This window comes from Hephaestia mangrovi (assembly GCF_019880555.1).
In the GTDB taxonomy this organism is placed as follows: domain Bacteria; phylum Pseudomonadota; class Alphaproteobacteria; order Sphingomonadales; family Sphingomonadaceae; genus Sphingomonas; species Sphingomonas mangrovi.
Genome location: NZ_JAINVU010000003.1, coordinates 593,767 through 617,391 on the forward strand (window position 1 = coordinate 593,767; position 23,625 = coordinate 617,391).

At 64.3% G+C, this 23,625-nt stretch carries 15 protein-coding genes; 3 read left to right on the forward strand and 12 right to left on the reverse strand.

Annotated features, from left to right (window positions below):
* Window positions 1–81: 81 nt before the first annotated feature.
* The 3 genes from K7G81_RS10215 to K7G81_RS10225 all read right to left on the reverse strand — a co-directional run bounded on the left by K7G81_RS10215 (window position 82) and on the right by K7G81_RS10225 (window position 6,696).
* Window positions 82–2,409: a GH92 family glycosyl hydrolase gene (locus K7G81_RS10215; protein ID WP_223030633.1), complete on the reverse strand. Its 2,328-nt coding sequence runs from the start codon at window positions 2,407–2,409 to the stop codon at window positions 82–84.
* Window positions 2,406–3,458, reverse strand: coding sequence for a glycoside hydrolase family 43 protein (locus tag K7G81_RS10220; RefSeq protein ID WP_223030634.1), 1,053 nt, complete (start codon window positions 3,456–3,458; stop codon window positions 2,406–2,408). Before K7G81_RS10220 ends, K7G81_RS10215 begins: the two co-directional genes overlap by 4 nt.
* Window positions 3,459–3,651: 193 nt before the next feature.
* The gene (locus K7G81_RS10225) at window positions 3,652–6,696 is read right to left on the reverse strand and encodes a TonB-dependent receptor (RefSeq protein WP_255586835.1); all 3,045 of its coding nucleotides are present in this window, start codon (window positions 6,694–6,696) and stop codon (window positions 3,652–3,654) included.
* Window positions 6,697–7,068: 372 nt separating this feature from the next.
* Between K7G81_RS10225 and K7G81_RS10230 the strand changes: the two genes are divergently transcribed.
* Window positions 7,069–9,450 carry a GH92 family glycosyl hydrolase gene (locus K7G81_RS10230; RefSeq protein ID WP_223030635.1) on the forward strand — a complete coding sequence of 794 codons (2,382 nt, stop codon included), beginning with the start codon at window positions 7,069–7,071 and terminating at the stop codon, window positions 9,448–9,450.
* Between the two features lie 12 nt (window positions 9,451–9,462).
* On the opposite strand, the gene K7G81_RS10235 is transcribed toward K7G81_RS10230, so the two are convergent.
* From K7G81_RS10235 to K7G81_RS10275, 9 genes are all read right to left on the reverse strand, one after another.
* A complete protein-coding gene (locus K7G81_RS10235; protein ID WP_223030636.1) occupies window positions 9,463–10,323 on the reverse strand; it encodes a DUF2071 domain-containing protein in 861 nt (286 codons plus the stop codon).
* Between the two features lie 56 nt (window positions 10,324–10,379).
* Complete coding sequence (locus K7G81_RS10240) at window positions 10,380–12,308, reverse strand: glycoside hydrolase family 2 protein (RefSeq protein ID WP_223030637.1); 1,929 nt, start codon at window positions 12,306–12,308, stop codon at window positions 10,380–10,382.
* A 130-nt stretch (window positions 12,309–12,438) separates the two neighbouring features.
* A complete protein-coding gene (locus tag K7G81_RS10245) occupies window positions 12,439–14,790 on the reverse strand; it encodes a GH92 family glycosyl hydrolase (protein WP_223030638.1) in 2,352 nt (783 codons plus the stop codon).
* Between the two features lie 345 nt (window positions 14,791–15,135).
* Window positions 15,136–16,467, reverse strand: a complete 1,332-nt coding sequence (locus K7G81_RS10250; RefSeq protein ID WP_223030639.1) for a PQQ-dependent sugar dehydrogenase — start codon at window positions 16,465–16,467, stop codon at window positions 15,136–15,138.
* A 96-nt stretch (window positions 16,468–16,563) separates the two neighbouring features.
* Window positions 16,564–18,777: a catalase/peroxidase HPI gene (gene katG / locus K7G81_RS10255; protein WP_223030640.1), complete on the reverse strand. Its 2,214-nt coding sequence runs from the start codon at window positions 18,775–18,777 to the stop codon at window positions 16,564–16,566.
* A gap of 109 nt (window positions 18,778–18,886) precedes the next feature.
* Window positions 18,887–19,789, reverse strand: coding sequence for a hemolysin family protein (locus K7G81_RS10260; RefSeq protein WP_223030641.1), 903 nt, complete (start codon window positions 19,787–19,789; stop codon window positions 18,887–18,889).
* Window positions 19,790–19,849: 60 nt separating this feature from the next.
* On the reverse strand, window positions 19,850–20,362 hold the full coding sequence (ybeY, locus tag K7G81_RS10265) for an rRNA maturation RNase YbeY (protein ID WP_223030642.1): 513 nt from the start codon (window positions 20,360–20,362) through the stop codon (window positions 19,850–19,852).
* Window positions 20,359–21,360: a PhoH family protein gene (locus tag K7G81_RS10270; RefSeq protein ID WP_223030643.1), complete on the reverse strand. Its 1,002-nt coding sequence runs from the start codon at window positions 21,358–21,360 to the stop codon at window positions 20,359–20,361. Before K7G81_RS10270 ends, ybeY begins: the two co-directional genes overlap by 4 nt.
* Window positions 21,357–21,692 (reverse strand): hypothetical protein, encoded by a 336-nt coding sequence (locus tag K7G81_RS10275; RefSeq protein ID WP_223030644.1) that lies wholly within the window; start codon window positions 21,690–21,692, stop codon window positions 21,357–21,359. The genes K7G81_RS10270 and K7G81_RS10275 overlap by 4 nt, the downstream gene beginning before the upstream one ends.
* Before the next feature lie 120 nt (window positions 21,693–21,812).
* Here K7G81_RS10275 and K7G81_RS10280 point away from each other — a divergent pair, with 120 nt between their 5' ends.
* The gene (locus K7G81_RS10280) at window positions 21,813–22,247 is read left to right on the forward strand and encodes an RcnB family protein (RefSeq protein ID WP_223030730.1); all 435 of its coding nucleotides are present in this window, start codon (window positions 21,813–21,815) and stop codon (window positions 22,245–22,247) included.
* Window positions 22,248–22,382: 135 nt separating this feature from the next.
* Window positions 22,383–23,576, forward strand: coding sequence for an Aq_097 family APC-type transporter (locus tag K7G81_RS10285; protein WP_223030645.1), 1,194 nt, complete (start codon window positions 22,383–22,385; stop codon window positions 23,574–23,576).
* Window positions 23,577–23,625: the final 49 nt, after the last annotated feature.

Sequence of the window (23,625 nt, forward strand, 5' to 3'; positions counted from 1 at the left end):
CGTGACGAGTCTTATGCGCCGGCATTCACTTCCAGATGACCACGGCCTCCGAACCGCGCTTCCGCGGTTGCGGGACCGCGATCATTTCGCCGGCGCGCTCATCGAGAAGGGCGCGTCGGCGGGCGCGGCGCCCCATTGCTTGTTCGGCGTCGGGCCCATCACGAAGGTGATCGTGCCGCCCTGTTCGAGCGCGTCGTGGGTGAAGAACGTCTTGTCGTGCGGCGTTCCGTTGAACTTGACCGACTGGATGTAGACATTCTCCGCGCTGTTGTTCTCGGCGTTGATCGTCAGCGTCTTGCCCGTAGGCATGGTCAGCGTGACGGTGCGGAACAGCGGGCTGCCGATCGCATATTGCCCGCTCGACGGGGTGACGGGGTAGAAGCCGAGCGCCGAGAACACGTACCAGGCCGAGGTCTGGCCGTTATCCTCGTCGCCGGGATAGCCGTCGGGGGTCGCCGAATAGAGCTTCTTCATCACGTCGCGGGCGTGGAATTGCGCCTTCCACGGCGCGCCGGCCCAATCGTAGAGATAGATCATGTGCTGGATCGGCTGATTGCCGTGCGCATATTGCCCCATGTCGACGATCTGCATTTCGCGGATCTCGTGGATCACCTGGCCGTAATAGCTGTCGTCGAAGATCGGCGGCGTGGAGAAGATCGAATCGAGCTTGGCGACATATTTATCGCGCCCGCCCATCAGGTCGATCAGCCCCTGTTCGTCCTGCATCGCCGAGAAGCTGTAGTGCAGCGCATTGCCTTCGGTGAAGGCATCGCCCCATTTGTACGGATTGAACGGCGTCTCCCACGATCCGTCGCGGTTGCGGCCGCGCATCCAGCCGGTCGAGGGGTCGTAGAGCTTGCGGTAATTCTGCGCGTGCTCGGCATAGAACTTGGCGTCCTCGGTCTTGCCGAGCGCCTTGGCGAGCTGCGAGATCGAGAAATCGGCGGTGGCATATTCGAGCGTGCGCGCGGCATTCTCGTTGATGCCGACGTCATAGGGGACGTAGCCGAGCTTGTTGTACCAATCGACGCCCTCGCGGCCGACCGCGCTGATCACATTGCCGCGCTTGTCGACCGGGCGATCCTTGTCGGTGGTCGCGTCCTTGACCATCGCTTCGTAAAGCGTGTTGACGTCGAACCCGCGCACGCCGTTGATATAGGCATCGGCGATGATGTTGTCGGCGTTCGAGCCGACCATCACGTCGCGATAGCCCGGGCTCGCCCATTCGGGCAGCCAGCCGCCCTCCTTATAAGCGTTTACCAGGCCCTGCATCATCTCGCTGTCGCGCTCGGGATACATCAACGCGAAGAAGGGGAAGACCGCGCGCCACGTGTCCCAGAAGCCGTTGTCGGTGTACATGTAGCCGGCGTGGACCTTGCCGTCATACGGGCTGTAATGGACCGTCTTCCCGCTGGCGTCGGTTTCATAGAACATGCGCGGGAATTGCAGCATGCGGTAGAGCGCCGAATAGAAGGTACGGCGATTGTCGAGGCTGGGATCGCTGACCTTGATGCGATCGAACTGGGTCTGCCACGCCCGCTTGGCCTTGGCCTCGGTCTGCGCGAAGCTGTCGTTGCCGATTTCACGGTCGAGATTGAGCTCGGCCTGATCGGGGCTGATGAACGAGGAGGCGACCTTGACGTGGATCTTCTCGCCGGCGGCGGTCTTGAAGCTGACGACCGCGCCGACATGGCCGCCCTCGCGCGACAGGTCGCCGGTCAACTGCCAATTGTCGTCCCAGGTGCGGCTGACGGTGAAATCGTGGTCGAACTGCGCGACCCAGTAATTGTGGAAATTGTCGGGCACGCCGCCGTGGTTGTTGCGGACATAGCCGACGATGCGGCGCTTGGCGGGCTCGATCCTGACCATCGATCCGCCGTCCTGGCCGTCGATCAGGATGTGCGCATCGTCGCTCTTGGGAAAGGTGAACTCGAACTGCGCAGCGCGCGCTGTCGGGGCGATCTCGGCCGTCACGTCGTAATCGGCGAGATAGACCTTGTAGTCGTACGGGTGCGCGACCTCGGCCTTGTGGCTGTACCAGCTCGCGCGGTCCTCGGGCTTCAATTTGAGCGGGCCGGTCTCCGCGAACAGCGCGAGCGCGGCATAATCGTTCATCCACGGGCTCGGCTGGTGGGTCTGCTTGATGCCGTTGATCTTGTGCGCGGCATAAGTGTACGCCCAGCCATCGCCCATCTTGCCGGTGACGGGCGTCCAGCTGTTCATCCCCCAGGGCACCGACACCATCGGATAGGTGTTGCCGTAGGACAAGGTGTAATCCGAATCGGTCCCCATCAGCGGATTGACCAGATCGACCGAGGCCGGCGCCGTCTCTGCCGCGAGCACGGGCGCGGCGAGCGAGGTCGAGACGAAGGCGGTCGCGGCGAGCAACAAGGCGGTCTTGCGGATCATGGGTGCTCCTTGATCGGGCGCGGTGTAGTGACGCCCTGATTGGTCATGACGACGGGGTTGATCGTGCCGTCGGCGTTGAAGGTCATGCGGTCGATCGCGAGCTGGCGGTGATCGCCATCATCGTCACCCAAGGGACGACGGTGATAGACGATATACCAATCGTCGGTGCCCGGCACGTTGACCACCGAATGATGGCCCGCGCCGCGCGCGATCTTGAAATCCTGCGCCAGGATCACGCCCTTCGGCGTGAACGGGCCGAGCGGGCTTTTGCCCATCGCATAGGCGACGCGATAATTGGGGCCGGTCCAGTCGCCTTCGGACCACATCAGATAATAGGTGCCGTGCCGCTTGATCATGAACGAGCCCTCGACATAGCCTGGCGGCGTGATCTCCTTGAAGGTTGATCCATCGGGAAATTTTTCGATGTGCCGCAGGTCGGGCGACAGGCGCACGACGTTACAATGGCCCCAGCCGCCGTAGTAAAGATACACCTGCCCGTCGTCGTCGCGGTAGACGAACGGATCGATCGGCTGTGCGCCATTATGGAAGGCCGGGATCAGCGGATGGCCCAGCGCATCCTTGAACGGGCCGCCGGGATGGTCCGCGACCGCGAGGCCGATGCCGCCGGTCTGCGTGTCGTTCTGGATGTCGTTGGCGCCGAAGAACAGGTAATATTTGCCACCAGCCTCGATCGCCGAGGGCGCCCAGACGGCATAGGCCGCCCAAGAAATGTTGGCGATGTCCAGGACGTGGCTATGCCTGGTCCAATGCACCAGATCAGGCGAGGAGAAGGCATCCATATAGGTCTGCGCCGCATAGGACGGATGGACCATATGCGCCTTGCGCGCGGCCGCCTGCGCGGGCGTGAAATGCTGCGGATCGGGCTTACCAGACACGTCCGACAGCGTCGGGTAGATCCAATATTGATGATCGAAGATGCGGATTTCGGGATCGGCATACCAGCCCGGCACGATCGGGTTCGTGGCCAGCACGGCGGCAGGCACCATTGCCAGCAGTGATGCGGCGAACGCGGCGGCGAGTGTGCGCATGATCCTCCTCGGCGCTTCGAGCAAAAAAAGGGGCGGCACCGGATGATGCCGCCCCAATGATCAGGTCGCTACTGGGGGAAGGCAACCAGATCGGGAAATAAGGATACTTCCGACATGGAGGCGACGACCTGGAAAGGCGTTGGCGTGGATCGGTGTCGCAGACCGCCGGCCGACGGCACCGACCACATCGACATCAGAAGGTGTACGACAGCCCCATGTAATAACGACGGCCAGAATAGACGTTCGAGATGAAACGATCCTTCGTGTCGTTGCCGAGGTGCTGGCGCTGTTCCGACTTGGTCAGGTTGATGACCGACGCCGTGAGCTGCACGTTCTTGACGATGTTGAGCGACGCATTGAGATCGACCTGTTCATACGGGTCGTCATAGACGTTCAACCCCGATTGCAGACCTTCGACGACCTCGCCGCGGCGGGTGTACGACGCGCGCACCAGCACCGGGCCATGCTCGTAGAACACCGAACCGTTGAACTGCGTCTTCGCACTGCCGACCAGCGGCGAGGTGCCGATCTTCTCGCCGTTCAGCGACACGTCGGCGACCGAGGTGTGGTTATAGGTGAAGTTCACCTGCGCGCCGAGGCCGAAGTCCAGCGTGTGCTGGGCATAAGCTTCGATACCTTCCGAAACCGCCGACGAGCCGTTCGCCGCCGTCGAATATTGCTGGACGGTCACCGTCTCGCCGTTGACCACGGTCGGCGTGTCCATCACGATCGGGACGATGAAATCGTGCACGTCCTTGCGGAACAGGGTCGCGCCGATCACCGAGCCGGGGTGGAAATACCATTCCAGACCGACGTCATATTGCCAGGCGTTGAACGGCTTGAGATCGAAATTGCCGCCGCTGCCGAACCAGCCCGGCAGCGCGCCGAACTGACCGCGGTCGATGACGAACCAGTCGGAATTGAACGTCAGGTTGCGGTTGCCGGCGAGATCGCCGTAGCCCGGTCGTGAGATCACCTTCGACACTTCGCCGCGAGCGAGCAGGCGAGGCGTGATGTTCCACGCGATGTTGAAGCTCGGCAGGACGTTGGTGTACTGCTTCGACTCCTTGTGCGGACTGTATACGCGACGCTCGCGTTCGGATTGCGGATAGACGAGACAGTTGCCGTCGTCGCCGATGAGCGCCGGCGAGGTCGGATCGTTGGCAATCTCGTGCTTACAATATTTGTCCTCGTAATAGACGACATCGGTCGAGATGCCGGTTTCCTTAGTGTTGACGACGCGCACACCGATATTGCCGCGGATCGTGTCCGTCTTGTAGTTGACCTGCGCGTAGCCCGCCCAGATTCGTTCGCCGATATTATAGAGGTTCTGAGGCTGCGGCACCCGAACCGGCCCGTTATAGGTCGAGTTCAGATAGTCCAGGTAGTTCGGCATGTTGAACGCGGGGAACGTGCTCGCTGAGAAGCCGCCGGCGATATTGCCGATGGGCTTGTTCAGGAAGAAGTCCGGGCTGGTGACCGCGGCGCCGGGGGCATCCTGGTAGCGCAGCGTGTTATCCGCATCCGCATACCAATCGAACTCGCCGGTTTCGCGGTGAATGTTGGTGTCACGCCATTTGCCGCCGACCTGGATCGAATCGATGAACGAATCGAAATGCCGGGTGAGGTCGACCTGCGCATAACGCTGAGCGATCGAGCTGTTGGTGTAGCCCGAGCCGGTCGATCCCAGGTCGATCTGGGTGAGACCGTTCATGATATTGTCTTGCAGGTCCGGCGAGAATTGCATCGCGACCGACTGATTGGTGAACGACCAAGCGCTCAGCGAATTGCCGTTGACGTTGCCGGCCGCGCCGTGCTCGCCGTTGACCACGCGCGGCTTCGCCTGGGCATAGAATTGGAAGGACGGGCCGCCGGTCGCCTTGGTCTTGCCGAGCGTGAAGGCGACGTCGAGCCGGCCGACATGCCAATCGCCGTGCACATCATAGGTGTTCGAGATGATCTTCTGGCGGGCATAATAGCTCTGCATCGCTGGCGTTTCCATCGTGCAGGGATCTGACGGCACGCCAGTGTCCGGATTCACCGTGACAGTACGGCAGCCGGTACCCTCGGCCGGCACCTGGAAGGTCGCCGATTGCATGATCGTCCCGCTCGAATCGAACGTCGCGCCCTGGAACAGCTTGCCGCCGCTGCCATAGCCCCATTCCGGAATCTTGAGGACGTTGTTGACGTTGTTCTCGCTCAGCTGGAACCGGAAGTAATTGGCGGTGATCTCGAGATTGTTGAACGGCCGCATCTGCGCCGTCGCCTGGATGCCGAGCCGCTTGCGCTTCTCGACCAGCACCGATTCGTCGACCGACTGCGGCGCCCAATAGCCGCTGTAATGCGTGCCGTCCTGGGCCGTCTCGCCGCTGCCCCAATAATCGATCGCGCCGTCGTTGGCGTAGGTATTGCCGTGAATGTCGGTCGCGGGCTGGGTCGTGGCGTCGTCGGACCACCAGTGCCAGCTCTCGGTATTTGCGCCGAGCGTGCGGTTGGTACGCTCCTGATAGGTCGCGCCGACCAGGAAGCCGAGGGTCTTGTCCTCATTGTGCCAGGAGAGCACGCCCGAGGCATCGGGCTCGACCTTCTTGGTGACGTCGGCATAGGTACCCTCGATCTGCGCGGTGGCGAACCACGGCTTGAGATCGAGCGGCTTGCGCGTGTGGTTGATGATGACGCCGCCGACGCCGCCTTCGTCGAGACGCGCCTCCGGCGACTTGTAGACGTCGACGCTGGCGATCATGTTCGCAGGCAACAGCAGATAGTCGAACGAACGCGACGGATCACCTTGCGTCGCCGAAGCGAGAAAGTTGCCGTTGAGTTCGGTCAACGTGAGGTCGGAGCTCAGGCCGCGGATGCTGACGCGCGAACCTTCGCCGCCATCGCGCTCGATGATGACGCCCGGCACACGCTGCAGCGCGTCGGCGACGTTCTTGTCGGGGAACTTGCCGACGTCGTCGGCAGTGATGACGTCGATGAATGCGTTCGCATTGCGCTTTTGCGTCAGGCTCGCCTCGATCGACTTGCGGTAGCCGGTGACGACGATGTCGCTGCCCGGCTGGCTCTGCGTCGCATCGGTGGCAGCGCTTGCCTGCGCGGCTGGATCGGCGGACGGCCCGGTCGCCGTCTGGGCGTGCGCGATGCCGGCGAAACCGGCGATCATGCTGCCGGTGAGCAGCAGACGCGCCATCGCCCGGGTGCGCAGCTTGTTGGTGTGAAATGCGTGACCCACGGCCATCTGTATTCCCTCCCTCGACGCGAAGCCCAGCTTCGCCCTGTTGTGTTTGCGCTGCCCGACCTGCCGGGAGCAGGGCCCGCAAACCATGCGCGGCCAAGCGATCAGCGATGCCTTATTTCAAAATACAAAAAACAATTTGTCAATTGTATTGTCGCGGCGCTTGCGCGATACCCCGGACGTATCGTCCGCCCATCGTTGGTGCGGTGGACAAGACATTGAATGAAGGGCGGATTGCTTCTGCACCTGGCAGCAAGGTGATCTGCCGCGGAGGCACTGCGGCCCATCGCGTCATCGGCTATGTGAAGCAGATGGCAGCGGCTTGTGACATTTAGGCCACGTCGTTCCGGCGGGGCGCGAAAGGGAGAGGAAATCATGGCAGTCGGGTTGAAAACGGTGTCGGTTCTCGCACTCGCCGCAGCGACGCCCGCGCTCGCCGCCGGGCCCGCCGATTCGGTCAATCCGATGATCGGCACGACCAATGGCGGCAACGTCTTTCCCGGCGCGGTGGTGCCTTACGGCATGGTTTCGTTCAGCCCCGAGGAAGTGCCGCTGCCGGGCGGACGCGGGCTGGTCGCCGCACCCGGCGGCTATGAATATCGCTCGAACGGCGTGCGCGGCTTCGGGATCGCGCACTTGTCCGGCAGCGGCTGCGCCGGTGCGGCGGGCGACGTGCCGGTGATGCCGGTGACGCGCGATATCGAGTTATCGCCATCGGCGGCGGGCGAGGGCAATCGCTTCACCGCCTATCTCGATCACGCCAAGGAGCAGGCCAGCGCGGGCCGTTATGCGGTAACGCTCGGCAATCGCGTCGCGGTGGCGCTGTCGGCGACCGAACGGACCGGCATCGCGCGCTTCGATTTCCCCGAGGACGGCGCTGCAAACCTACTGTTCCGCACGTCCGACACCGAAGTCGGATCTAGCGCCGCGACAATCCATATCGATGCCGCGCACCGCACCGTTTCGGGCAACGTGACCAGCGGCAATTTCTGCGGCTACCTCTCCCCCGACAAGCAGACGAGCTATTACACGCTGCACTTCGTCGCCCAGTTCGATCAGCCGTTCACCGTCGGCGGCACCTGGACCGATGCCGTGCTGCACCCCGGGGCGACCGATGCGTCGGGCGGCACCGGTTATGGAAAGGACGGCTTCCCGGCGCCGGGCAAGGGATCGGGCGGCTGGATCAGTTTCGGCAAGCAGGCGCGCCACGTCACCATGCGGATCGGCATTTCCTATGTCGACGAAGCCGGCGCGCGCGCGAATCTCGCCAAGGAAGATCCCCAAGGCTCGACATTGGACGGCATCGCCACCGCGGCACGCCAGGCATGGGACGACGAGCTCGGCAAGATCCGGATCAGCGGCGGCAGCGCGGATGATCGCTCGGTATTCTACACCGCGCTTTATCACGCGCTGATCCATCCCAGCATCTACAGCGATGTCGACGGACGCTATCGCGGAATGGACGGCGCCGTGCACCGCGTGACGGGCAGCCAGGCGGTGCAATATGCCAATTATTCGGGCTGGGACGTCTATCGCTCGCAAGTCCAGCTCGTCACGCTGATCGACCCCAAGCGCGGCGCCGATATCGCGCAGTCGCTCTACAACCAGGCCAATCAGAACAACGGCGTGTGGGACCGCTGGACGCATCTGACCGGCGCGACGAGCGTGATGAACGGCGATCCCTCGCCGCAGACGCTGGCCGCGATCTACGCGTTCGGCGGCACCGGCTTCGATCTCAAGGGCGCGTATCGATCGCTGCTCAAGGCCGCGACGGTGCCGACCGCGCTCGATCTCGCCCGGACCGGCTGCCCGGTCTTGTGCAGCGGCGAGCGGCCCGGGCTCGATCAGTGGCTCAAGCTGCATTACATGCCGGTGGGCGCGCCCGGCTGGGGCTCGGCGGCGGATACGCTGGAGCTCGCCGCGGCCGATTTCGGCGTGGCGCAGCTCGCCCGCTTCGCCGGCGATCCCGCCACCGAACGGCGGTTCGTCGATCGCGCCGGCTGGTGGCGCAATCTCTACAATCCCAAGGCGACGCCGGAGGGCGGCTATATCCAGCCGCGCAATGCCGATGGCAGCTGGGCCAAGTTCGATCCGGCCTCGGATGACGAAGACTCGTTCGTCGAAGCGACCGGCGCGGTCTATCTGTGGATGGTGCCGTTCGATCCGGCCGGCCTGTTCACCGAGATGGGCGGGCGCGACACGGCGACGAAGCGGCTCGATGCCTTCTTCCACAAGGATGACGGCAGCTGGGCGGTGACCAAGGCCGGGCCGACGCATTCAGAGCTCGACAACGAACCCTCGGTCGCGGCGCCGTGGCTATACGATTTCGCCGGCCAGCCGTGGAAGACGCAAGGCGCCGTGCGCGCGGCGATGCAGCAGATCTGGACCAACCGGCCCGACGGGATTTCGGGCAATGACGATCTCGGCGAGATGTCGTCCTGGTACGTCTGGTCGGCGCTGGGCATGTATCCGCTCTATCCCGGCCGCGCCGAGCTGGTGCTGGGCAGCCCGCTGTTCCCGAAGGCGGAGATCACTCGGCCCGGCGCGACGATCATGATCACCGCCAAGGGCGCCGCGGCCGACGCCCCCTACGTCCAGAAGCTGAGCGTCGACGGCAAGGACAGCCAACGGCTGTGGTTGCCCGAGAGCTTCGTCAAGACGGGCGGCACGCTCGACTTCACGCTCGGCACCACGCCGGACAAGGATTGGGGCGCGGCCGCGAGCGACGCGCCGCCGTCATTCGGGCCATCCGAATAGGTCTGCCCATGCTTAATGGCTGTCGGGTAAGAGGAATTCCGATAACGCTCGGAACCGTACCGCTGGCACACTGAAACAGAAAGGCGCTGCCGTCGCGCCCCATCCCCGCAACTGAGCACCCGGTCGATAATCGACGGTATCGAGTGGTTCCACCGCTGCAAGGTCGATCGGCAGGTCGATTTCCGAGAAACACAAGCGATTGTTGTCACTCACCTTCGCGACGGCGGCCTCCTGCAACGAGAGGAATGCAACAGCCTGATCCCAATCATTGAAGAACTCTTGCAGGGCATCTGGCAGCGCCTTGGCGCCGCGGGCCGTGACAAGCTTCATCGCCGGCGCGCTGCCCTCTCCACCGATTGTCGTACGGAAGCTATCTCCATGCCGTTCGTGGGTGAATTGCTCGGCGTGATGGGAAGGCAGGATATCGGTGAACACTCGCGTGCCCAGCGCATAGACCGCACTGTCGAATATGTTGCTGAGAAACAGGACTGCATGTGCGGTGGCAGGAGCACCTGCCGGCACGGACGTGAGATAGAGCCGCCAGTTACTTTGCAGTGGCGACGGACAGACACGCCGTAGTCCACCGAGGAATGCCGGACCGAAATGGCCGTGGCGATAGGTGACGACGGTCAACAACGTATGGCCTTCACGAACGACGATCGATACACCCGGCGGAACGAGGGGTATCACGGCCGAAGCGGGAACGGTCCACGTCGCGTAGATCACGTCAATCACGTCGCTGGCAAGAACCGGCATCGGCACCCGTGCCGCGATGATGCGGCGAACTCGACGCATCGTGGCGCAATTGCCGATACGATCGGCGAGCCGTCCGAACATCCCGCCGATGGGCGATTTGAAGCGATTATTAGACATAACGCAGCATGGCTCGCCAGCCAGATCGTGTCGAGCGCCGCAACCGTGCGATGTGTCTAGTTACCGCCCTGCCACAGCGGCGCTGCGATCTTGGCGATGTCTTCGGGCGGCGCTTTCGATTGCGCGCGGTCGTAGGTCAGCAGGCCGTTGATCTCGCCCTCGACATCGGTGGTCTGGGTGTAGACCGAGGCACTGAGGCCGTCCTCCTTCGCCTGACGCACCACCTCGTCCATCTTGCGGCGCAAGCGGGCGAGATAATCCTGCGGCGTCTTGGCGACCTGATAGCTCCAGGTCTGGTCCTCGCGCCACAAATGGCCCGAGATCGGATAGCCGACGCCGCCATATTCGCCGAGCACAAGCGCGCGCTTCGAATGGTAGGCGGGCGTGTGCGGCACATCCTCATAGGTGTGGATATCGAACACGTCGGAAACGCCCGGCGCGACGTCCAGCCAGCCGGTGTCGGCATCGATCAGCCGGCTCGGGTCCATGCCCTTGGCGTAGCGCGCGAGCATCGCCGAATTATACTGGCCCCAGCCCTCGTTGTTGATCACCCACAGCACGATCGACGGGAAATCATCGAGATCGCCGATCATGTGCGCGAGCTCGTTCTGGATCTCGTCCATGTCGTCCGACGAGAACACCGCCTGCCCCTTGCTGGTGCCGGTGACGAACTGGTCTTCGCTGTCGCTGCCGGCGGACGGCAGATCCTGCCAGATCAGCATACCGAGGTGATCGGCATCGTAATAATAGCGCGCCGGCTCGATCTTGATGTGCTTCCTGAGCATGTTGAAGCCGGCCTTCTTCAGGAAGACGATGTCGCTCTTCATCGCCTCTTCCGACGGCGGCGTGTAGAGCCCGTCAGGCCACCAGCCCTGATCGAGCGTGCCGTTCTCGAAATAGGGCTTGTTGTTGAGCAGCATCACCGGCTGGCCGGCCAGCTTGCCCGGGCCGATCGAGATCTTGCGCATCGCGAAATAGCTGTCGACGGTATCGCTGGGCGCGCCGACCACGGTGGCATGCGCATAATCCCGTTGTTCGCCGGCGGTGAAGCGCGCGTCATAGGCCTTGTGCTGATCGGCATAAGGGCTCTTCACCGTTACCAACTCGGCCTTGAGGTCGTAAAGATACGGGTGCTCGGGCGTCCACAAATGCGCGTTCGGGATCTTGAGCGTCGCGTGGCGGTTGGCGCGGATGATCGTCTGCGCGATCACCTTGCCGTGATCACTCGCGGTGAGGCGCACCGCGGTGGTGCCGTCGGTGCCTTCGTTGGTCGCGACATCGACGTCGAGCACGCCACGATCGATATCGGGCGTCGCGCGGACGTCTGCGATGTGGTTCTCGGGCACCGGCTCGAGCCAGACCGTTTGCCAGATGCCGCTTACCGCCGTGTACCAGATTCCGGAGGGATCGGCGATCTGCTTGCCGCGGGGCTGGTTGCCCTTGCTGGTCGGATCGGTGACCTCGACGGTCAGCTCGTTCTGTCCGGGCTTGAGATAATCGGTGATGTCGAAGCCGAACGTGTCGTACCCGCCCTTGTGGCTGCCGACTACCGCGCCGTTGACCAGCACTGTCGCCGCATAATCGACCGCGCCGAAATTGAGCATGACGTGCTGGCCGCGCCAATCGGCGGGTACGGTGAAGCTGCGGCGATACCAGATGCGATCGCCGGGCGCGACCTTGCGGGCGACGCGCGACAACTTCGATTCGACCGGGAAGGGCACGAGGATCTGCCCGTCCATCCGTGCCGGCTGCGCCGCCGCCCTGGGCGCGATCGCATAATCCCACAAGCCGTTGAGATTCTGCCAGCGGTCGCGCTTCATCTGCGGACGGGGATAGCTGCGCCAGGCATTGTCCGGTGTCACCGCCTTGCCCCAGCGCGTCATGAGGTTGCTGGTATAGACGTGATCGTCGGCGGTCTGCGCGCTCGCCGCGGTGCCGCTGAGCAAAAGAGCGAGCGTCATCGCGGCGCCGGTGATTCTCGTCATATTAATCTCCTCTCTGAGGGAGGGTGTAGCAGCTGGAGCCCAGGACGTGGAGCAGGGCGGCTCTTGTCCTGGGCTCCGGCCTCCGCGCCGGGGAGGAAGGAGAAGCGCGGAGGCTATTTCGACCAGCGTTTCAGCGCGCCGGTTGCGACATCGAGGGCGGCGCGGCGTCGGGCGCGGCACCCCAGCTCTTGTTAGGGCGCGGCCCCATCACGAAGACGAACTTGCCGCCGTCCTTGATGTCGTCATGGCTGAACCACGGCTTGGTCCAGGGTTTGCCGTCGAGCGTCGCCGACTGGATGTATTTGTTCTCGGTCGAGTTGTTGCGCGCGGCGATTTCGAGCGTCTTGCCGTTGCCGAGCTGGAGCTTGATGTCGTCGAAGATCGGGCTGCCGATGATGTAGTTCGGGCTCGACGGATCGACTGGATAGAAACCCATCGCCGAGAGCGCGTACCACGACGAGGTCGCGCCCTGATCGTCCATGCCGGGATAGGCGTAGCCCGAGGCATCGCTGCCATACATTTCGGCGAGGATCTGGCGGACGCGTTCCTGCGTCTTCCACGGCTGGCCGCCCCAATCATAATAATAAGCCGCTTGCTGATCGGGCTGATTGCCCTGGACATATTGGCCGATCAGGCCAGTGCAATCGCGGCAGATGCCCTTCGGGTCGTACGGCGTGGTGAAGAACTGATCGAGCTTGGCGTCGAACTTCGCGCGGCCGCCGAGCAGGTTGATGAGACCCTGCACATCGTGCGGCTCGAGCCATAGGGTCGACCAGCCCGAGGCTTCCTTCATCATGAAATTGTAATAGGGCTCGCCCGGATCGAACGGCGAAATCCACTTGCCGTCGGCCGTGCGGCCGCGAATGAAGCCGATCGATTTATCGAACACGTTCACATAATTGTGCGCGCGTTTCAGGAACATGGCGTAATCGTCCATCTTCCCGAGCCGCTTGGCATATTGCGCCATGGCATAATCATCCCACGCATATTCGAGCGTGGTCGCTGCGCCCGCCTTGCCGCCGGCATAAGGCGGGCTGGGATTGCCGGCGGGAATCTCGTCCGAAATCCAGCCCTGCTTCATATATTCGGCAAGGTAATGGCGCGGGCCGGCGGGATCGGTCGCGTTCTTGCGGAGATATTCGTAGACGCCCTTGTAATCGAACGGGATGCCGCGTTCCCACGCGCCGAGATACATGAACACCGCATTGTCGCCGTGGAACGAGGTGTTCATGAACCCCGTCTCACGCGCCATATCGTATTCGGTGGCCATCACGTCCTGCATCAGCTCTGGCTCCATCAGCTCGAGCAGGACGATCTGGTTGCGGCCAGTATCCCAGAACGGCACCGGGCTGTAGCGATCGTGGGTCGCGGTCTGGACCTGGCCGTTGCTGTCGGTGAATTTCTCCCCCTTCTTCGCCACCAGCCGCGGGCTGGAGAAGGACTGGAACAGCGTCGAATAGAAAATCCTGCGCTGCTTCTCGGTGCCGCCGGTCACCTGCACGCGGTTCAAAAGCTTGGCCCAATCGGCGCGCGCGGCGGCATGGACGCGATCGAAATCCCAGCCGGGAAGCTCGTCTTTCAGCCGTTGCTCGGCCTGCGCATAGCTGGTGCCGTGCGCGATCTTCATCAGCACCTGCTCGCCAGCCTTGGTATGGAAGGTGACGTAGCTGCCAGCCCAGCTTCCGGACATCTCGCGCTGGCCGGGGACGACGTCCGAATTGCCGATGCCCCAGCCTTTGTCGTCGCCCGGCGCCTTGCGGAAGGTGCCGAGCTCGCTGAACGGCTTGGAGAAGATCGCGACGAAATAATTGCCGTCGATCGCCTCACGATCGGTCGAATGGCCGCGCACCATGTTGTTGCCGACCACCTCGACCGAGCCGCCATGCTCGGGGAGGTTGATGAGGACGTTCGAGCGGTCGCTGGCCGGGAAGGTGAAACGCATCAGCCCGGTCCATTGCGCCGCGGTGAGCTCGACCTTGGTGTGGAAGGTGGCGAGATCGACCGAATAATAGCCGGGTGACGCGACTTCTTTCGACTTGTCGTAATAGGATTCGCGATAGGCAGGCGCCGGCGACCAATCGCCGACGACGGGCGAGATGGTCGGCTCGGTGCGGCCGCCGTAGGACGAGCCGCCGCCCGCGGAAAAGCCGATCATCGTCGGGTTGGTGTAATAGTAAGGCACCGCGACACCGTTGGGATAGCTGAGCGCGATGTTGTTGTTGATCGGCGCGACCTCGACCGAGGAATGCGGCAGCCGCGCGGCGGGGGTCGTCTGGCCGTTATAGACCGGCTCGCCCGGCGGCGGCGCGTTGCCGATCAGCTTCTGATCGTCGAGCGGCGCGGTGCCCATCCGCGGATCGGCGAGATCGACCGGGCTTGGCGACGCGGTTTGCGCCCAGGCCGCGCCGGCACCGATCAAAGCCAGCGCGGCGGTGGCGACCAGAGCCGCGGTCCGATGACGAATGATTGGCGCGCGACGCATGATAACCCCCTCCGGTGATGAGGCTCGGGCCTCGGTTGGTTGCTGACGAACCGACGGCGCGCATCGCGGCCGATCCTCTCGGAAGAGGTGGTCGGATAAATAAAACATTTTGTCAATTGAAAGAGGGCGAGGCGCGCGGCTTCGCGATCGGCCGCCAGCGGATTTGGATTGGGCCAGACTGAATCGGTTTGTCCCTCACCCCTGGGGTGTGTGGGGATTCAGTTCAGGGTGAGGCGAAAAGGGTGGATTTCGAGAACCGGCGCGCAGCGTACTTTCAGTACGTGAGCACCGGAAGCGCAGAAAGCCGCGCTTTGCAGCCCGCCATGGGCTGAATACCCGCACACCCTAGCGCGCGGCGCTGACTCGCCAGATGGTGTTGCCGACATCGTCGGCGACGAGCAGGCTGCCGTCGCCGCCGATCGCGACGCCGACCGGCCGGCCATAAGCCTTCTTGCCGTCGCTGCTGAGGAAGCCCGTCAACACGTCGGCCGGCTTGGCGCCCTTGATCGGGAAGCCGCGCGGGCCGAACGGCACGTAGACCACCTTGTAGCCCGACGGCGGCTTGCGGTTCCACGAACCATGCTCGCCGACGAAGGCGCCGTTGACGTAATCGGGGCCGAGTTGCGCGCCCTTGGCGAAAGCGAGCCCGAGCGCGGCGACATGCGAGCCCATCGCATAGGCCGGCCGTTTCGAATATTGCTGGAGCGCGGGGTTTTCGGGCTCGACGCGCTTGTCGGGATAACCACCCCAATAATACCAGGGCCAGCCGAAATTATCGCCGAGTTCGACATCGGTGAGGTAATCGGGCGCGAGGTCCGATCCCATCATGTCGCGTTCGTTGACCACTGCCCACAGCCGGCCCGATTGTGGCTCATAAGCCATGCCGTTGGGATTGCGCATTCCGGTCGCGTAGATCCGGCCGGCCTTGGTGTCGGGGAAGACCTGCAGGATATTGGCGCGATGATCCTCCGCCTCGATGCCGTTGTCGGCGATGTTGGTCGAGGAGCCGACCGCGACGAACAGCGACTTGCCGTCGGGGCCCGCCAGCACGTTGCGCGCCCAATGTTCGCCACCGCCGGGCAGATCGATGACCTTTTCGGGCTTGGCGTCGATATGCGTCTGACCGGGCGTGAAGGGCACGCGGACCAGCGCATCGGTATCGCCGATGTAGAGATAGCCGCCTATCAGCGCCATGCCGAACGGCGAATTGAGCCCGGAGATAAGCACCGAGCGCTGATCGGCGACGCCATCGTGATTGCTGTCGCGCAAGAGGGTGATGCGGTTGGCGGACGGCACGCCGGCGCCGGCCTTGCTCATGATGCGCCGTTCGAACCAGCCGTAGAGGCCCCCGCCCTTCGACGGCGGCGCATTGGTCTCCGCGACCAGCACGTCGCCATTGGGCAGCACGGTGAGCCAGCGCGGATGATCGAGCCCCTTGGCGAAAGCATCGACGGCCAGCCCCTTGGCCGCGACCGGCCGCTTGCCTGCGGGCCATCCCTCGGCATCGGCGACCACGACGGTCGGGATCAGCTGATTGCGCGGCTTGGTGATGTCCGGGCGCGCGCCGACCACCTGATCGAGCGGCAGCCGCGCCTTGTCCGGCCGCGAGAAATAGAAAATTCCCGCCGCGACGATGATGACGACGATCAGGGCGACGCGGACGATGTGCTTGAGCATGGCGCGATTCTAGGGGGACGGCGCCGCTCGACAAGTCAAAAAAGAAGCGCTGCCGGGCGCGACGCCCGGCAGCGCAGAATGGCGACCCGAAACGATTCAGCGATGGAGATCGAAACGGTCTGCGTTCATCACCTTGGTCCAGGCGGCGATGAAATCGGCGACGAACGTCGCGCTCGCGTCGCTCGCTGCATAGACTTCGGAAATCGCGCGGAGCTGCGAGTTGGAGCCGAACACGAGATCGGTGCGCGTCGCCGTCCACTTTTCCTTTTCGGTGGCGCGATCGGTGCCGACGAATTCCTCGTCGCCCGCCGGATCGCGTTCCTTCCAGGCGGTATGCATATCGAGCAGGTTGACGAAGAAATCATTAGTCAGCTGGCCCGGCCGATCGGTGAACACGCCGTGCTTCGACCCGCCATGATTGGCGCCGAGGATACGCAGGCCGCCGACCAGCACGGTCATTTCCGGTGCGCTGAGGCCGAGGAGCTGCGCGCGATCGACCAGCAATTCCTCGGTCGGCACGCTGAACGGCACCGAGAGATAATTGCGGAAGCCGTCCGCCTTGGGCTCTAGCGGCTCGAAGCTGGCGGCATCGGTAAGCTCGTCCGTGGCGTCGACGCGGCCCGGCGCGAACGGCACCGTGACATCGTGGCCGGCAGCCTTCGCCGCCTGCTCGATGCCGACCGAGCCGCCGAGCACGATCAGATCGGCGATCGAGACCGCGCTCCCTGAATCGCGCTTGATGCCTTCATAGACCTGGAGAACCTTGGCGAGTTCTGCCGGCTCGTTGACCTCCCAATCCTTCTGCGGGGCAAGCCGGATGCGCGCACCATTGGCACCGCCGCGCTTGTCTGAGCCGCGGAAGGTCGACGCCGAGGCCCAGGCGGTCTTGACGAGTTGCGCCACCGACAGCCCCGAATCGGCGATACGCTGCTTGAGCGCGGCGACGTCAGCATCGCTGATCGGTGTGCCCTCGGCCTTTGGCAACGGATCCTGCCAGATCAGATCCTCGGCCGGCACGTCGGGGCCGAGATACCGGATCTTCGGCCCCATGTCGCGATGCGTGAGCTTGAACCAGGCGCGCGCGAAGGCATCGGCGAAAGCCGCGGGATCGTTTCTGAACCGCTCCGAAATCTTGCGATATTCGGGATCGACCTTCATCGCCATGTCGGCGGTGGTCATCATCGTCGGCACATGCTTCGACGGATCGTGCGCGGCCGGCGCCATATCTTCCGGCTTCTGGTTCTTGGGCTGCCATTGCTGCGCCCCCGCCGGGCTGCGGACGAGCTCGTAATCGTAATCGAGCAGCATGTGGAAATAGTTCATCGTCCATTTGATCGGCGTCGGCGTCCATGAGCCCTCCAGGCCGCTGGTGATCGTGTGATCGCCGACGCCCGATTCATGGCCGCTCATCCAGCCGAGCCCCTGCTGCGCGATATCCGCGCCTTCGGGCTCGGCGCCGACCAGGCTGGCGTCGCCGGCGCCATGGCATTTGCCGAAGGTGTGGCCGCCCGCGGTGAGCGCCACCGTTTCCTCGTCGTTCATCGCCATGCGCGCGAAGGTCTCGCGGATGTCGCGGGCCGATTGCGCGGGATCGGGGTTGCCGCCCGGACCTTCGGGATTGACGTAGATGAGGCCCATCTGGATCGCGGCGAGCGGGTTTTCGAGCGCCATTTCCTTATCGGGATCGATGCGCGTCTGGCTGCCTTCGGCGCCGACCCATTCCTCCTCGGTGCCCCAATAGACGTCCTTTTCGGGCTCGAAAATGTCTTCGCGGCCGCCGCCGAAACCGAAGATCGGCCCGCCCATCGATTCGATCGCGACATTGCCGGCAAGGATCATCAGATCCGCCCAGGACAGCGCGCGGCCATATTTCTGCTTGATCGGCCACAGCAGGCGCCGCGCCTTATCGAGATTGGCGTTGTCCGGCCACGAATTGAGCGGCGCGAAACGCTGGTTGCCCGATGACGCGCCACCGCGGCCGTCACCAGTGCGATAAGTGCCGGCGGAATGCCAGGCCATGCGGATGAAGAACGGGCCGTAATGCCCGTAATCGGCGGGCCACCACGGCTGGCTGTCGGTCATCAGCGCGGTGAGATCGCGCTTCACCGCAGCGAGATCGAGCTTCTGGAATTCCGCGGCATAATCGAAATCGTCGCCCATCGGATTGCCGGTGAGGCCATGCTGATGGAGGATGTCGATCGACAGCTGGTTGGGCCACCAGTCGCGATTGGTGCGGCCGAGCAGCGAGCGCGTCGCCGCCTTCTTCATCGGGCATCCGCCCTTCAGCGGATCAGTGGTCGGTGCGTCCATCGTTCGGCTCCTCTCAAAGGTTCGGCCGGAGGCTAACGCGCCTGATGTGATCGCGGAAATAGATTAGTTCGCCGATACTGATCGAGTGAGTGACTTTGGCGGCAAACCCCTATTCCGCCTCGCCGCTATCGTGCTGCGCCGGCGGATGCAGGCGGACGCGCGCGACGCGGCGGGGATCGGCCTCGACCACTTCGAGCTTCCAGCCCGAATCGTGATCGATACACTCGCCGACCTGCGGCACATGGCCGGCCAGCGTCGCGGCGAGCCCGCCGATCGTATCGATATCGTCCTCGGTTTCGGCGAGCCGCGGATCGATCGTCGCGCCGACGTCCTTCAGCTCGGCACGGGCATCGGCTTCCCAGCCACCGCCTTCGATCGGCACGATCAGCGCGGTCGGCGCCTCGTCATGCTCGTCCTCGATATCGCCGACGATCTCCTCGATCAGATCCTCGATCGTGACCAGCCCCTCGGTGCCCGAATATTCGTCGAGGACCACCGCCAGATGGACACGCTTCTGGCGCATGTCGGCGAGCAGATCGAGCGCGCCGCGCGACATCGGCACGTAGAGCGGCTCGCGGATCAGCCGGGCGATGGTCCGCGGCGGCGGCGCCCCGGTCGCCAGGATGTTGAACACGTCCTTGATGTGGATCATCCCGACGATCGCATCGAGATTGTCGCGATAGACCGGCAGGCGGCTGTGCCCCGCCTCGGCGAAGGCTTTGACCAGATCGGCGAAGGAGATGCCTTCCTCGACCGCGATGACATCGGCGCGCGGCACGCCGACGTCGCCGGCATCGCGTTCGCCGAAATGGAGCAGGTTGCGCACCATCTGGCGCTCGAGCGGCGACAGATCGCCCTTCGAATCGGGCGCCGGATCGCCCTCATGCTCGTCGATGACCTCTTCGAGCCGGGCGCGCAGCGTTTCGTCACCCTCCTCGCCGAACAGCAGGGCGCGAAGCCCCCGCCAGATCCCGCCGTTGCCAGCGGGGGTGGTACTCGAATCGTCGGGCATCTCGGTGCGGTTGTTCCCTGTTGTGCAAGAGCGCCATATAGGGGCGGTCCCCCGTCCTGCTCAATCCTCCCGGACGAGATACGGATCGGGCAGGCCGAGATCGGCCATCGCGTCACGCTCGATCGCTTCCATATGATCGGCCTCGACATCGTCGACATGGTCGTATCCCAGCAGATGAAGCGTGCCGTGGACGATCAGGTGCGCGGCATGATCCTCGACCGAAATGCCCTTTTCCGCGGCCTCGCGAACGCAGACGCCATGGGCCAGCACGATATCGCCGAGCAGCACCTCGCCATCGTCCGAATTCTCGCTCACCGTCTCGAGCAGATCGGGCTGGACCATCGGGAACGAAAGCACGTTGGTCGGCTTATCCTTGTCGCGATAGTCGCGATTGAGAACCCGCACCTCGTCGTCGCTGGTCAGGCGCAGCGAAATCTCGATCGCTGCGGCCGCATCGGCCAGCGGTCCATGCGGGGTGCGCGCGAGCGCGGCAAGCGCGGCGCTGCGGGCGAGCGCCGACCAGTCGGTCGCCGCCGGCCACGGGTCTTCGCGAGTCAGTTCGATGGCGATCATGCGTCGCTCCCCTCATAGGCTTCGACGATGCGGCCGACGATCGGGTGGCGGACGACGTCTGCCGCGGAGAAGCGGACCATCGCGATCCCCTCGACGCCTTCGAGCCGCGTGACGGCGTCGGCGAGGCCGGACCCCGTCACCCCGCCGGGCAGATCGACCTGACGGGGATCGCCGCACACCACCATGCGGCTGTTCTGGCCGAACCGTGTCAAGAACATCTTCATCTGCGCCGGCGTGGTGTTCTGCGCCTCGTCGAGAATAACGAACGCATCGGCCAGCGTGCGGCCGCGCATGAAGGCGATCGGGGCGATTTCGATCTCGCCACTCGCGATGCGGCGCTCGACCTGTTCGGGCGGCATGCAATCGTACAGCGCATCATACAGCGGGCGGAGATAGGGATCGACCTTCTCCTTCATATCGCCGGGCAGGAAGCCGAGCCGCTCGCCCGCCTCGACCGCGGGACGCGACAGGATCAGGCGCTGGACGCTGCCGGTCATCAACTGGGCGACGGCTTGGGCCACCGCGAGATAGGTCTTGCCGGTGCCGGCGGGACCGAGCGCGAAGATCATGTCGTTGTTGATGAGATCGCGCATATAGGTCGCCTGCATCGGCGTGCGCGGGACGATCGTCTTCTTGCGCGTGCGGATCATGATCGCCGGTGCGCGATCGCCCGCCTCGGCGCGGACAATGCCGTCGAGCGTGGGCTCGGAAGCCATCGCGATCGAGGCATCGACGAGCCCGGTATCGACCTCCTCCCCGCGCTGGATGCGCTTGTAGAGATCGTTGAGGACATCGCGGGCGAGCGCGACCTGCTCGGCGGTGCCCTCCAACCCGACGCGGTTGCCCCGCGCGGTGATATAGACGCCGAGCCGGTTTTCGAGCGCCACCAGATTCTGGTCATAGTGACCGAACAGGGCGCTGAGCAGCTGCGGGCGATCGAAGGTGACCTCGACGCGGGAGCGGTCACCGGTCTGGGCAGGCACGGGTTTACGGCTCATGCAATCCTTTCGAAGGGCGCGAAGTTGACCAGATTGACGGTATCGAAGGGGTCGATGTCGGTCGTCGAACGGCAGCGGCGGAAGGACGTTCCGCAAAAGGCGGCGAAAGGAGCGACGAGACCCATCCGCCGGCGATTGTGGCAGACGAAGCGCGTGTAGGACAGCGCTTTTCGCGTGGGGTTGGAAAGCTCATCGCAAATCGTTGCCGAGATGCCGCACCTAGAGTTTGATCCACTGCGTGGAAGCGGTACCAGCCCGGTTTCAATCCAACTCCAACGGGAACCGGAAGGCATCGGCGCGCGTATCGGCGTGCCGGCCGCGGCAGCGAACAAGCTTGCTGGTTGCTGACGATCGGATTCCCGGGCCGTTCAGGCGGTCCGGGGCAGGTATCGATGCCATGCCGCCGGGGCGCGATTCGCCCGCGACGGCGGAGAAGGAGACGAAACATGCGTATGCGTATGATGGTGTTGGCAGCGGTTGCCGGTGCGATCGCGTTACCCGGCGTGGCGAGTGCGCAAAGTGCGCGCGAGGTGCGCCACGACCAGCGCGAGGTGCGCAAGGACATCCGCCGCGGCGATTATCGCGAAGCCCGCGAGGATCGCCGGGAGCTGCGCGAGGACTGGCGCGATTATCGCCGCGCCCACCGCCAGGTTTACCACCGCCCCGCCTATCGCGGCCCGCGCGGCTATGTCTATCGACCCGTGGCGGTCGGCCATCGCTTCGCGCCGGCTTATTACGGCCGCCGCTTCTGGGTCGACAATTATGCGACTTATCGTCTGCCGCGCCCCGGCGCCCATCAGCGCTGGATCCGCTACGGCAACGACGTCGTGCTGGTGAACATGCGCACCGGGCGCGTGGTCACCGTCTATAACGGCTTCTTCTGGTAAGGGGCCGCCGCCGATCCGGGTCGCCGCCCGGATCGGCGGCAGATTTGATCGCCGTCGTGGTGCTCCCTCGCCGCCTGTCCTAAGGGAAGGATAACGGCCGGCGATTTGGGGCGCGCGATGGGACCGAGTGGCTTGATGGTAGGCATAGCGGCGGCGACCTTGCTGGTCACGCTGCGGCCCCGGCTGCTGCGATCGCCACGGTGGCGGGCGACGGTTACCCCGCTTGCGTCGATCATCGGCTCGGGATTTCTCGTCGCCGCACCGATCCTGGGCCACGCCGCCGGCGGACTGGCGGTAATCGCAATGGCGGCCCTGTGCGCCGCGGGCTGGCTGTTCGGCTCGGCGATCCGCACCAACATCCGCCTCGCCGAGCCGCTGCTCGCGGCACAGCCGCCGCGCTGGCTGGCGCAGATCGACCGGCTATCCGATCTCGCGCTGCTGCTCTCCTATTTCGTCTCGGTGAGCTATTATCTCAACCTGCTCGCCGATTTCGCGCTGCGCACCGGCCATGTCGGCCTGCCCGATGCCAGCCGGTGGCTGGCGACCGCGATCATCGCCGGGATCGGGCTGACCGGCTTCACCCGCGGCCTGCACTGGCTGGAGGATCTCGAGCTGCCCGCGGTCGGCATCAAGCTCGCGCTGATCGCCGGGCTGACCGGCGCGCTGATCCTGGCCGACGGCACCGCGCTGGCCGGCGGCACGCTGCCCCTGGTCAGCGGCGCGGCGCTGCGCGAATTCGGCAATTGGCGGGTGCTGTTTGGCCTGATCGTGCTGGTGCAGGGCTTCGAAACCTCGCGCTACCTCGGCGACGATTACGATGCGGCGTTGCGCATCAAGACGATGCGCATGGCGCAGATCCTCTCCACCCTGATCTATCTCGCCTTTGTCGGGCTGGCGACGCCATATCTCGGGGCCACCGAGCTGCGCCCCGAAAGCGCGACCGAAGTGATCGACCTGCTGGCGCCGCTCGGCTGGGCCGTGGCGCCGCTGATCATCGTCGCCGCGCTCGCTTCGCAATTTTCCGCCGGCGTCGCGGACATGAGCGGGGCCGGCGGGCTGACATCGGAAAGCACCGGCCGCCGCATCGCCCCGCGCATCGGCTATCTGATCACTGCGCTGGTGGCGATCACGATCACCTGGACGGCCGACATCTTCGAGATCATCGTCCTCGCTTCCAAGGCGTTCGTGATCTATTATGGCCTGCAGTCGCTGACCGCCGCGCGGCTGAGCTGGCAGCATGGGTGGCGGTGGCGCGCGGTGATCTACAGCGGCGGCGTGGCACTGGCGATCGCCGCTGTGGTGCTGGGCGTTTCGGCGGGCGCCGGATAGGGCGAATCGCCATTCAGTTCTGGCTGATCGACTTGGGGCGGGACCGGAA